General features: G+C 67.1%; 10 protein-coding genes. 5 read left to right on the forward strand and 5 right to left on the reverse strand.

Annotated elements, in window-relative coordinates; genetic code table 11:
- From KY501_RS15120 to KY501_RS15130, 3 genes are read left to right on the forward strand one after another with little or no spacing between them, the layout of a single operon-like run.
- Positions 1-954 (forward strand): AAA family ATPase, encoded by a 954-nt coding sequence (locus tag KY501_RS15120; RefSeq protein ID WP_224363655.1) that lies wholly within the window; start codon positions 1-3, stop codon positions 952-954.
- Between the two features lie 21 nt (positions 955-975).
- A complete protein-coding gene (locus tag KY501_RS15125; RefSeq protein ID WP_224363658.1) occupies positions 976-1,935 on the forward strand; it encodes a hypothetical protein in 960 nt (319 codons plus the stop codon).
- The gene (locus KY501_RS15130; RefSeq protein WP_224363660.1) at positions 1,932-5,795 is read left to right on the forward strand and encodes a hypothetical protein; all 3,864 of its coding nucleotides are present in this window, start codon (positions 1,932-1,934) and stop codon (positions 5,793-5,795) included. The genes KY501_RS15125 and KY501_RS15130 overlap by 4 nt, the downstream gene beginning before the upstream one ends.
- A 7-nt stretch (positions 5,796-5,802) precedes the next feature.
- Here KY501_RS15130 and KY501_RS15135 read toward each other — a convergent pair whose 3' ends face one another.
- The 4 genes from KY501_RS15135 to KY501_RS15150 form a co-directional block, all read right to left on the reverse strand.
- On the reverse strand, positions 5,803-6,675 hold the full coding sequence (locus tag KY501_RS15135; protein ID WP_224363662.1) for an alpha/beta fold hydrolase: 873 nt from the start codon (positions 6,673-6,675) through the stop codon (positions 5,803-5,805).
- Positions 6,676-6,768: 93 nt separating this feature from the next.
- Positions 6,769-7,056 (reverse strand): hypothetical protein, encoded by a 288-nt coding sequence (locus KY501_RS15140; RefSeq protein WP_224363664.1) that lies wholly within the window; start codon positions 7,054-7,056, stop codon positions 6,769-6,771.
- Positions 7,057-7,073: 17 nt separating this feature from the next.
- Positions 7,074-8,753, reverse strand: a complete 1,680-nt coding sequence (locus KY501_RS15145; protein WP_224363666.1) for an amidohydrolase — start codon at positions 8,751-8,753, stop codon at positions 7,074-7,076.
- A 93-nt stretch (positions 8,754-8,846) separates the two neighbouring features.
- Complete coding sequence (locus KY501_RS15150; RefSeq protein WP_224363668.1) at positions 8,847-9,620, reverse strand: rhomboid family intramembrane serine protease; 774 nt, start codon at positions 9,618-9,620, stop codon at positions 8,847-8,849.
- Between the two features lie 126 nt (positions 9,621-9,746).
- On the opposite strand from KY501_RS15150, the gene KY501_RS15155 reads away from it, so the two are divergent.
- Together KY501_RS15155 and KY501_RS15160 are read left to right on the forward strand one after the other, a co-directional pair.
- Positions 9,747-10,679 (forward strand): alpha/beta fold hydrolase, encoded by a 933-nt coding sequence (locus tag KY501_RS15155; RefSeq protein ID WP_224363669.1) that lies wholly within the window; start codon positions 9,747-9,749, stop codon positions 10,677-10,679.
- Between the two features lie 55 nt (positions 10,680-10,734).
- Positions 10,735-11,247 (forward strand): hypothetical protein, encoded by a 513-nt coding sequence (locus KY501_RS15160; RefSeq protein ID WP_224363670.1) that lies wholly within the window; start codon positions 10,735-10,737, stop codon positions 11,245-11,247.
- A 5-nt stretch (positions 11,248-11,252) separates the two neighbouring features.
- Here KY501_RS15160 and rnz read toward each other — a convergent pair whose 3' ends face one another.
- Positions 11,253-12,176 carry a ribonuclease Z gene (gene rnz / locus KY501_RS15165; protein WP_224363671.1) on the reverse strand — a complete coding sequence of 308 codons (924 nt, stop codon included), beginning with the start codon at positions 12,174-12,176 and terminating at the stop codon, positions 11,253-11,255.
- Between the last annotated feature and the right edge of the window lie 3 nt (positions 12,177-12,179).

Genomic DNA, 12,179 nt, shown 5'->3' on the forward strand with positions numbered 1-12,179 from the left:
ATGACTGTGTCGAACTACAAGAAGCGCTTCGACCCCACGCGTCCGGTCGTGCCCATGACCCCCGCGGCGGAGAGGCAGGGGCGTCTCGGCGATCGCCGCGATGGCGAGCTCTACGAGTCCACCGAGCAGATCGTTCTCGCCGTGAACGTGGCGATGGCGACCGGCCGCCCGCTGCTGCTGCGCGGTGCACCCGGCTCGGGGAAGTCTTCGTTGGCGCCGTGGGTCGCCCGGGTGATGGGGTGGCGGTACTACGAGGATGTCGTCTCCTCTCGCACGCAGGCGAGGGACCTGCTCTGGGTCTTCGATGCAGTGAAACGGCTGAGCGATGCCCAGGCAGGAGAGGCCGGGGAGGAGTTTCGCTATGTGAAGCCCGGCGTCCTCTGGTGGGCGTTCAACCGCGAGAGCGCGGTCCGGCGCGGGACTCCGCCGGATGCCAAAGTGGACAATGCCCAGGAGCCCAATTCCAGGCTCAACGAGAAGCGTCAGGGCATGCCGGCCGTGGTGTTGATCGACGAGATTGACAAGGCGGATCCGGACGTACCCAATGACTTGCTGGTACCGCTGGGCTCGCTCCAGTTCACCGTGGGCGAGAGGCCTCCCATCGTTGCGGCGCATGCGCCCTTCGTGGTGCTGACCTCCAACGACGAGCGGGAGCTTCCAGCGGCTTTCCTCCGGCGCTGCGTGGTGCTGGAGCTGCCCATGCCGGACAAGGAGCGGCTGCGGCGCATCGCGGTGGCGCACTTCGGAGAAGGCAAGGAGGCCCTGGCGCTCTACGAGCGCGTCGCCGACAAGGTGGAGGCGCTCGCCAATGAGGCGAAGGCTCAGGGCCGGCGTCCCCCCAGCACGCCTGAGTTCCTGGACACGGTGAAGGCCTTCCGTGAGCTCCAGACCGAAGGCCTCGCGAGCGACGACCTGCTGGAGCAGTTGTTCCAGGTCACCCTGCGGAAGTCCTAGGCCGCGAATGGAGCCGCGCTCATGAACGCCATCGGCCTGGGAGATCTCGTCACTGCGACACGCCGCCTGGCGACGGCGGATCCAGAGGTGTTGCGTCAGGTGGCGAGCCTGCTCGGGTTCGAGTGGCCCCTGGCACCAGAGCCGCCCGCCGCTCTTGAGCCACCACCCACCGAGCCCTTGCCCCTGGGCGCGGAGCCCACCCAGAAGCCTGTACCTCCGGTGGAGGCTGCTCCGGTGGTGCCCATGCCGCAGATGGGACCGCTCTTCGACTCTTTCACGACGATCGAGCCTTTGGAGGATGCGCCGCTGCGCACCCCGGTGTGGCTCAAGGGCGTGGCACCGATGGCGCCTCCTTCTGCCGCTCCCGGGAGTCTGCCGTTGGAGCCGCTCTTCGCGTCAGCGACGAGCCGCCATCTGCTCACCACGGCACTGCGGACTCCCAGTGGAGAAGGCCCGCCCGATGTCGAGGTGCTGATCCAGGTGCTCTCTCGGGGAGAGCCAGTGCGCACCTTCCCCAGCCAGGAACTGCCCACCTTGAGCAGGGGGGTGCACGTGCTGGTGGACAAGGGCGAAGGCATGCAGCCCTTCACACGGGATCAGAGAGAGCTGCTCGCCCAGCTGCGTCGCGTGGTGGGCTCGGAGCGGGTGTCGAGCACGTCCTTCATCGGCTTGCCGGGACGGCGGACGCCGAGGGGGAGAGCGCTCGTGCTTCCTCCTCGTGGCACACCCCTGCTGCTGCTGACGGATCTGGGCTTGGGAGGTCCCGCATATTCATCGTCCAGGGCGAGCCTCGACGAGTGGATGGCGCTCGCCAGGAAGTGGGGTGCAACCGGCCATCCGCTGGTGGCCTTCGTGCCCTATCCTCCCTCGCGATGGCCTCGTGAACTCACGAAGCTCATCCGCATCGTGCAGTGGGATCGTCACACGACGGTGGGCCGGGTCCTCTCGGCTTCCGCGCGTCCGAGGCGGAGGTCGTGGTGATCGAGGAGGACCTTGCACTCTCACCCGAGGGGCTGCTCAGGGACTTCGAGCTGGGAGCGCCTGACGCGGCAAGGCTCGCGCGCTGCCTCTCGCTGGCCTCGCGCATCGAGCCGGAGCTGCTCCGCTGGATGAGGCTTCAGCTTCTGCCGGACATGGATGCGGCTGCGGAGGCGACCCTCTGGTTCAGCCCGCTCGTCCAGGTGCGCAGCGTGGCGGGGCTCGTCCTCGTTCCCGAGGTGGCGCGGGTGCTCCGAGCCGAGTTGGTCCAGCAGGAGCCGCTGTTCGCGCGGGCATGGCGGGAGTTGGAGCGCTTCCATCGCGCGGCGCCGAGGGCGGTTCAGATCGAGGAGCGACTTCTCTATCTGTCCCTGCGTCCACGGTCAGCGAAGGTCGATGCGGAGATTCAGCAACTGCTAGCGGAGGTCAGCCAGACTCTGGCGACGCCGGGACGTGAGGGTGTCGCTTCCTGGTCTCTGCAGATGTTGGCGCAACTGCCTCCTCGCATCCTCGAGACCGATGCGGCGAGACGGGTCTCCGTGCAGTCGCACCTCATCGTGTCCGGAAAGCTGGAGCTGGCCCTCGAGCCGAGAGTAGGGCTTCCGGAATGGTTGCCGGGCTTGATGCCTACGCATCTGCCTCACATTCCCATGTATCTCCGGCTGGATGAGCGGGCCCTCTCGGTGCATGGCAACGAGCAGCCGGGGGCTGTTCGTGTGGATGTGCCGGGGACGAACCCACTTCTACTGGAAGTGGAGGCCGGAGGAACCCGGCACCTGCTCGCGTTCGAACCCGGAGGAACCCGGGCTCTGCCCATCACCCAGGAGTCGGTGGAACTCCGGACGGTGACAGGGAAGCGCTTCCGTCTCGGGAGGCGCCTAAGGGAGGGAGCTCGGACGCCGGAGAATCGGCTCATGGAGGAGCAGCGCGAAGAGCTAAGGACACATCTCTCCAACTGGCCCTTCGTCGGCGTGGCAGACGAGGACAAGCGGGTGACGGAAAGGGTCCTCGAGGGACTGCATCGCTTTGGGCTTCGCACGGTCGCTGGCGCAGCGGTGGCGGCGGTTGAAGCAGCCTGGAGACTCATCTCACCTCACGATGATGGCGAGGCTCCAGACGTCCTTCGGTTCATTGATGGCGAGGCTCCATACATCAACCGGGTCATTGAAAAGAGCTTGGATGTAGCGCGGAGAATCCTGAGCCAGAGAGTGGGGGAGACCGCTCCGTATTCGCTCAACTCTCTCACGGAGCTGCACCGCCTTGAGGCGCTGAGCCGGAGCCACGTGCTGTGGTTGAAGGGCCTCTGCGCGGAAGCAGCGATTGAAGCAGCGCTGGCGGCATCCGCGCTCTTCGGAGATGCATGGTCAGTGGAGGAGACCACCCAGAGAGCCGTAGAGGCGATCCTGGCAGCCACCCAAGCTGTGTCACTGCTCAGCGAACACCCTGAGCCGTTCCAGCCGATTCACGAAGCCATCAAGGCCGAGCTCCTGCGCGATCCGCCGCAGGTTCCGGCCACCTGGTCGCCGAGCGGTCTCTGGATCCGGGTCGTGGGAACAGCCCGGTACGAACTCTCGAAAGTGGAGGAGTGGACCGCCGACAGTCTGGGGCGGGCGCTAGCCCTGCATGGGCATCGGCTCGTCACGGACGGCTCGCAAGGAGCTGCCTATGGGGTGGCCCGAGCCTATGTGGCGCAGCTCGCTTTCCTGGGAGTGCCTGTCGAGGACAACCTGGTTCACATCACTCGCGGGAGAGAGCGTGCCGACTTTCCTCAGGGCCGCGTCTACAGCACGCAACTCCCTGACAACGTGTCCCAGCACCTCAGCGCCACCATCATCATGGGCGAGGCGCAGGTCGACATGTCGCTGCTCGAGCAGGAGCGCCATGCAGGCGTAAGACAGATCCCGTTGGCCTGGTCAGGGGAGGCGGCGAAGGAGCTTTTGATTCGGCAGCCGGATCTGCTCACCACGAGGCGGGCCCGGTTCCTGGGTTCGATGGTTCGTGGCCCTGAAGATGTGATGCAACTGGTCGAGCGCGCCGTGATGGTCGCGTCCACACCGCCGCGCAGCAATCACCCCATCAGCGAGAAGGCCTTCGCCGACGGCATGTTGGGGCTGGTGCTCTCGGTGTTGGGGCCTGGCCCGTATGGGGACGGGGTAGATGATTACCTTCGTGAACTCAGTGATGCAGCGAAGGGCTCAGACCTCCGGGACAAGGGCATTGATGTGGCATGGGGGGCTCTCTTCGCTGCGCTGCCTCAGCAGGCTCAATGGCTTGCCTACGACTTCGTCCGGATCTGTCTGCTCCAGCGCCACCATGCTGGGATGAGGGGCGTCGCGGAGTTGCTCCGCCACGTGGTTGAGGAATTCGCCTTGGTCCCCGCTTTGGGCGCCTTGGTTCGGGAGATCGGGGATTTCGACCTCTGGGCACCGCGAGAGGAGGTGCTCCTCCTTGTGGACGAAGCTCGCGCATTGCTCGGGGCGACCGATGCAGTCGAGCGCTGGCTGGACGCCAGGGTCGGCATCACCCGCGCGGAGCTGGAGTTCCGGTTCGTGGTGGCAGCTGTCAGGGAGACTGCGGTTGCCTATCTCGGGTCGCAATCTTTTGGTATCGCGGATGTGCTTGCTGAGGAGTTGAGGAAGGATCTGAGGCCCGCGCTCTCCATCGCTCGTCCTGACTTCGTCCATCACCTCGTGACAGCATGGGACCAGGTGGCCGTGCGGGTTGTGGCCTATGTCTTGTTCCAGCTTCAACCCGGGCTGGCCACGTCCGAGGCAGTGCTTGATGCGTTGATGAGAGAGCGGTCCGAGATTGCGCGAGTCGATCTCCGGGCGCTATGGCAGTTGCTGGTGGCGCTGGAACAACCGCCGCCGCAGTGGAGAGACGACGAACGCCGGGCCGTGGCGGAATCACTGGCCGGTCTGCTCTCCTCTCGCCAACTGCTTGTCGTTCTCGACACCCATCCTCCAAGCTCGCATGATGACTGGGAGGGAGCGTGCAGGGAGCGCGTGAAGGCCCTGCTCGCTGGCCCCTTCCGGTCCGCGCATGAGGAAGTCGAGGCGTTCGAGCAGTACGCCCGGAAGTACGAGGAGACGCGCGAGACACAGCAATTCAGCGCCACGAGGACCCAGGCGATGAACCTCCTCGTTTTCGAAATCGGTACGCTGGTGAGGCGAACCCGGCTGGTGCCCGCGGAGATCAAGGCGCGGTTCGAGCTGGGAACTCCAGGGGATCGGCTTGTCGCGTTGGCCATGGTGCGGTTCCAGCCCGAGCCCGAGTGCTTAGGCATCGTGCTGGGAGGGATCCACTCCAGCATGTCCTCCTTCGAGCAGTGGACCGCGCTGAATGCAGCCAAGGAGTTGGTGCCCCTGCTCAATCGCATTCAGCGGCGGGGGCTCGTGGATGCGCTAAGGGAACAGCGCAGCGGCAGGCCCGGCGCACTCATCACGAAGGATGACAGCAGTCGTTGGATCCTGAGTGGTCAGTTGATCGAGGAACTCCGCCAACTGGAGCTCTCCTCCACGTCAGGCGAGCAGCCCTGGGCGCGGTACTACAGGCGGTGGTTGGAGCTGGGCTCCCTGGATCTGGACGATCGCTTGAGGGTGCTGTCCGCAGGGACCCTGGTCGAAGAGATGCTCGAGGAAGCAGGTCGGCCACTGGGAGTCACCGGTGCTGCTTCCCTCATTGCCAGGCGCCTGCTTGCCGATGGACGGCTCTCGGAGGAAGAGCATCGAGCGTTCCAGAACTTCTGGTCCCTTCGGAACGAGATTGCCCACCCGTCGGCGCAGAAACCCGTGCAGAAAGATGATCCGCGGCTGCAGCAGATGCTCGATTGGGTCTTCACGCTGGTCAAAGTCTTCTCATGAGGCGGAGTCAGGCACTCCCAATGAAGGCCACCAAGGCCTTCAGCACGGCCTGTGGATCCTCCACCATGGGGTAGTGCCCGATTCCCTCCAGCGACACGATGTCGGGGCGAGGCACGAGCTCGCGGTAGCGCGCGGCCATGTGCGCTCCTGAGACAGGATCCGCTGCTCCGTTCACCATCCGCAGCGGGACACGGGTGCGCTGGAGCGCATCAGTCCAGCGGGCGCGGTGACGGTGCCGGTCCGCCATGAAGGAGATGAGCCGGTGCGAGATTCGCGAACCGCCGTTGTAGGTGATGGCCTCCCAGAACTCGGCCAGCTCCTGCTTCGAGGGCCGGGTCCGCTCGCCGAAGATGGCGGAGAAGCTTCGCTCGAAGGAGCGCTGGTTGAAGAACTGCGCGATGAGTGGCCCCAGGGGACCCGCCAGCAGCCGTTGAATCAACCGAGGTTGATAGACCTCGGGGAAGAGGCCTCCATTGAGGAAGCACGAGGAGCGCAAGGTGAGCCCCGGCTGTCCGCTCTTCTCTCGCTCCAACTGGCGCGCGAGCAACTCCTGGACGATGGAGACGCCGAAGTCATGGGAGAGCACGTGCGCATGCGTGACGCCGAGCGACTCCATCAGCCGCTCGGTGAGCGTGGCCTGCTCCAGGATGGAGTAGACGTGCCGCGCAGGCTTGTCCGAGAAGCCGTAGCCGAGCATGTCCAGGGCGATCACCCGGAACCGAGGAGTCAGCTCGGGCCAGAGGCGGGACCAGTCCCACGACGAGGTGGGGAAACCATGAAGGCACAGCAGCACGTCCCCTGTGCCCTCGTCGCGGTAGAAGATGCGGTGTCCTTCGAAGATGAAGGTCTTGCCTGTGCGCTTCCAATCCTCGAGGTGCATGGGGACTCCTGAACTGGTACTGCCAGCATACCGGTTGGCTCGAACCGCGCCCGGAGGGGACACCCTCGGGGACTGGCCTGAAGGAGATGAGCGTCAGCCAAAGTACCGGCCGAAATCGTCTCTCAGAGAGACGTAGGGGAAGTGCCGCTCGACGACCTGCTCCAACTCGTGCGCAGTGCGGATCTGCTGGGGTGCACCTGGCGCGGGGAAGCCCTCGAGGGAGAGCACATGGCCCTCCGCGAGGACCTCCAGCATGGCCTCGAACAAGGCCACGCCCGTGGCATGGCCCGAGGCGACGTCATAGGAATAGGCGGCGTCGGAGAGTGCCGCATACGTGAGCGTCTTGTTCGCGCGCAGGGAGTCCTTGAGGTGCCTCTTCACGTCCTCCAGGCCAGCACTCACGGCCGGTAGACCTCGGTGCCGGCCACCACGGTGAGACGGACCTGGCCGGTGAGGAGATCGGAGGGCTGCGCGTCCACCGGATCCACCGAGAGCGCGACGAAGTCCGCGTCCATGCCGGGCTGGAGCCTGCCGCGCTCCTTCTCCGCGAAGGAGGCGTAGGCGTTGCCAACGGTGAAGCCCTCGAGCGCTTCCTCTCCGCTGAGGCGCTGGTCGGGGAACCATCCGCCCGGGGGCTGGCCGGCGGCATCCTGCCGGGTGCGTGCGGCATAGAGTCCGGCGAGCATATCCGGTCGCTCCACGGGGAAGTCGCTGCCAAGCGCCAGCGGTGCACCCGCGGCCTTGAGGCGCTGCCAGGCGTAGGCGCCACGGATGCGCTCGGGACCCACGCGCACTTCGGCCCAGGGCATGTCACTGGTGGCGTGGGTGGGCTGGACGCTGGCGATGAAGCCGTTGGCGCCCAGCTTTGTGATGTCCTCCAGGCGCAGGACCTGGGCGTGCTCCACGCGGTGCCTGCCGGAGCGCACGCCCTCGGGGCCCGCCACGCGCAGCAGCGTGTCGATGACGATCGTATTGGCGCGGTCACCGATGGCATGCGTGGCGACCTGGAAACCACGGCCGATGAAGGCGCGGACGCGGGCTTCGTATTCCTCGGGGCTGATCAGGAGCAGGCCGCGCTGGGCTGGCTCATCGCTGTAAGGGGAGTGGAGCGCCGCGCCTCGGCTGCCGAGCGCTCCATCCATCATGAGCTTCACGGCGCGCATGGTGAGCTTGTTCCCTTGGAAGGGGCCCTGCGCGAGGAACTTCTCCCGGTCGGAGTCCATGCCAGCGGCCATGGCATAGACGCGCAAGGGAAGGCGGCCCTCGGCGTCCCAGCGCTGGAGGAGGTGGAAGGTGCGCAGGTCCATGCCAGCGTCATGGACTCCGGTCATGCCGCCCCGGGCGCAGGTGGCGAGCGCCGCGGAGAGCTGCGCGGCGAACTGCTCTTCGGTCGGAGGGGGCATCACGGTGTCGATGAGGCTCATGGCGTTGTCCACGAGGACGCCGGTGGGTTCGCCGTCAGGGCCTCGGACGATGCGACCCCCCTGCGGGTCAGGGGTGTCACGGGAGATGTGGGCCCGGCGCAGGGCCTCGCCGTTGACCCAGAGCGCGTGGCCGTCGATGCGCGACAGGGCGATGGGAGTGGAGGGCCAGCCGGCGTCCAACTCGGAGCGGGTCGGGAACGCCTTCTCCGGCCAGTCGTTCTGGTCCCATCCCTGGCCAATGAGCCAGTCTCCCTGGAAGGCGGAGGAGGACGCGCCCTTGAGACGCGCGAGGGCTGTCTGGCGGGAGGTGGCGCCAATCAGCGAGACGGCGGAGAGGGCGCGGCCGAGCCCAGCGAGGTGGCCATGGCCATCGGTGAGGCCAGGGACGATCGTGGCATCTCCGAGGTCCACCACGCGCGCATCACTGCCAGCAGCGGAGAGCACCTCGTCACGGTTGCCGGTGGCGAGCACCTTGCCATCACGGACGGCGAGGGCCTCGGCGAGCGGGCGCGCGGGATCGAGCGTCCGGATCCGGTGAGCGACATAGACCGTGGTGGAGGAAGAGGAGGACGCGGAGTCAGGCGCACGCCGGGCACAGCCAGCCACGCAAGCCAGGAGGATCACCGCCGAGAGGGCACAGCGGACACGTAGCATCGAGACACCTGTGGAGGTTCGCCCCGGGCGTCGGGGCGAGGCGCGCCACTCTCGCGCACCTGAGCCGGACTGGCTACGACGTCCGTGTTCCTGTCACGGGTGGTCCGGGTGGAGCCGGTGCCGCCACCCCGTACGCTGCGCGGTGTAGTTCCGGTTCTCGAACAGCTTGATGAGCGCCATGCCCGCCACGAAGCCGCCGATGTGCGCCCACACCGCGACGCCTCCTGATGCATCCGCCCGGATCGTCGTGAGCTGGGGCAGCCCCGTAATCACCTGCAGCCCGAACCAGTAGATGAGCACCAACCACGCCGGCACCGAGAAGATGCGCAGGATGAAGAAGATGGGTACCAGCAGGTTCACCCGCACGCGCGGGTAGAGCACCAGGTACGCCCCCAGTACTCCCGAGATGGCACCCGACGCTCCCACCGTCGGCACCGGAGACGTGGGATCGATCGCCACGTGCGCCCCTGCCGCGATGAGCCCGCAGAGCACATAGAAGATGAGGAAGCGCAGCCGCCCCATGCTGTCCTCCACGTTGTTGCCGAACACCCAGAAGAACAGGCAGTTGCCCAGGATGTGGCCCCAGCCCCCGTGCAGGAACATGGAGGTGAGCGGCGTGAAGATGTTGATGGGCTCGTTGTCGACGATGCACTGCAAGTTCCGGCTCAGCGGCACCTCGAACCCCAACGGGGCCCGGCCCGTCAGCTCGCCCGGCACCATGCCCCACTCGCACACGCTCCGGGCCAGCGCCGTGCTGTCCAGCCCCGCCTTCTGGAGGAAGATCCACACGAAGGCGATGAGGCTCAGCAGCAGGTACGTCATCACCGGGGTGCGCAGCGTCGGGTTGTCATCACTGATCGGAATCATCGCGTGTGTCCATCATGGTCACAGCGAGGAGAAATCGTCAGCCATCAGCACTGCGCTTGTGCGGAGCCTGACGTCCCGCCACTCCCAGCGCCCGAGGCGCTCCCAGGCCGGGTAGGGTGCACGGCCATGGTCCCTCTCGCATCCCTCTCCTTGCAGCTGCCCTCGTTGCGCATGCAGGCGCTCGAGGCGGGACCGGCGGACGGGCCCCTCGTCCTCCTCCTGCACGGCTTCCCGGAGCTGTCCGAGAGCTGGCGTGAGGTGCTCCCGGTCCTCGGTGCGGCGGGCTTCCGGGCCGTGGCGCCGGACCTGCGCGGCTACGGCGGCACGGATCGCCCCCGGTACGGGTATGACCTGGGCACGCTGGCGGCGGACATCTACCAACTGGCCCGCCACCTCCAGCCCGACCGGCCCGCCCACATCGTGGGGCATGACTGGGGCGGCATCATCGCCTACCACCTGGCCGCCCATCACCCCGAGGTGGTGGATCGGCTGGTCGTCATCAACGCGCCCCACCCGGAGGTGATGACTCGGCGCCTGTGGAAGCCGGACCAGCTGGCGCGTGCCTGGTACATGTTCTTCTTCCAGCTCCCCTGGCTGCCGGAGCGCATTCTCTCCAAGAATGGGGGAGAGCGCGTCCCGCAGCTCATCCGTCGTGCCCTGGTGGACCCCACCAGCGTCTCTGACGAGCGCCTGAAGCCCTACGCCGAGAACTTCTCGAAGCCCGAGGCCGCTCGCGCGGCGATCGACTACTACCGCCACGCCCTCCGCGACGCGTTGAAGCCCTGGCACTTGCGGCAGAGGAGGAACGGCTACCCGCGCATCCGCGCACCCTTTCTGCTCATCTGGGCCGAGGAGGACATCGTGCTCGGGCGCGAGCTCACCCATGATCTGGAGCCCTGGTTCGAGCAGCCCCCCCGGGTGCGCTACCTGTCGAACGTGGGCCACTTCGCGACCCTGGAGGCTCCCGAGCAGGTGTCCGCATTGCTGCTGGAATTTCTCGGGCGTACAGCGCCTCGCCCCACCCTTCATGTGCCCACGGACTCCGCCCCTCTTGGCTAGCGCGGAGGCGCGTGCTTGAACACGGGGGCTTTCCTCTCCATCCCGGAGCCAAACCATGACGATGACGAAGTCCCCGCTCGCGTCCACCGCGCTGCTGCTGGTGGCCGCCCTCGCCCTCTCCACGGGCTGTGCCGCGAACCGCCGTGAGGCCTACATCCAGGAAAAGGCGAGCACCCACGTCTACCGCCAGCCGATCGCCGAGGTATGGCCCAAGGCCAAGGAGGTCCTCGTCGAGGAGGGCTACTCCGTCATGGAGTCCAAGGGCGGCGCCTTCGAGATGGTGACGGACTTCCAGATGCAAGGCGCGCCCTCGTCTCTGGGCACCGCCTATGCGCGCTACCTGGTGCGCGGCATCGAGAAGGGCCCCGGCCAGTGCTCGGTGGAGTTCCTCAAGCTGTCCCGTGTCGAGTCGCGTGGCGCCCACGACGCCAACACCGGCAAGGATGCTCAGACCACCGCCTCCGACTCCACCAGCCGCGACTACGTCATGGAGTGGAAGCTCCTTCAGAAGGTGGACCCCGAGGCCGCCAAGGCGCTCGAGGCCGAGGCCGCCCAGAAGGTGCAGTAGCCCCCTCAGTCCCGCATCGGCACTTCCACGGTGAGCCCGTCATGGGCCACCTCCACCGGCCCCTTGTACTCCTCGCGTGCCTGCACGAGCAGCTTCGAGGGGTCGGTGTCGTGCCGGCTGGACAGGTGCGTGAGGATGAGGCGCCGGGCGCCCGCCTCGCGCGCCACTCGCGCCGCCTCGCGCGCCGTGGAGTGCCGCGTCTCCAGCGCCCGCTCCTGCTCGTCGTCGCTGAAGGTGGACTCGTGGATGAGCAGGTCCGCGTCCTTCGCCGCCCGCGTCAGCGAGGCGCACGGCCGCGTATCCCCGGAGATGACCAGCCGCCGCCCGCTGCGCGCCGCGCCCAGCACGTCCTCGGGCCGCACCGTGGTGCCGTCGGCCAGCGTCACCGATTCGCCGCGCTGCAGCTTGCCGAAGTCCGGCCCCGAGGGAACGCCCAGCGCCTTGGCCTTCTCCACGTGGAAGCGCCCCGGCCGGTCGTCCTCCGCCAGCACGTACGCCAGCGCGTTGATGCGGTGATCCACTCCCACCGCGTGCACCGTGTAGCCTTCGCGCCGCACGCTGTCGCCGTCCTTCAGCTCGACAATCTCCACGGGGAAGGCCAGCGCCTCCACGCCCAGGTGTACCGCCTGGTGCAGCACGCGCTTCGCCGTGGGCGGGCCATACAGGCGCATGGGTTGCTCGCGGCCCATCATCCCCAGCGTGCGCAGGAACCCGATGATTCCCAGGTAGTGGTCCGCGTGGAAGTGGGTGAAGAACACCGCGTCCACGCTGAACCCGGTGCCAAAGCGCACCATCTGCCGCTGGCTGCCCTCGCCACAGTCGAACAGGAGCAGGTCCGTGTCGGCCTTCACCGCCAGTCCGGACAGGTTGCGGTGCAGCGTGGGCTGCGCTGCCGAGGTGCCAAGGAAGGTAAGCCTGAGGAGGGACATGCC

Source organism: Hyalangium versicolor, from assembly GCF_020103695.1.
Lineage (GTDB): Bacteria > Myxococcota > Myxococcia > Myxococcales > Myxococcaceae > Hyalangium > Hyalangium versicolor.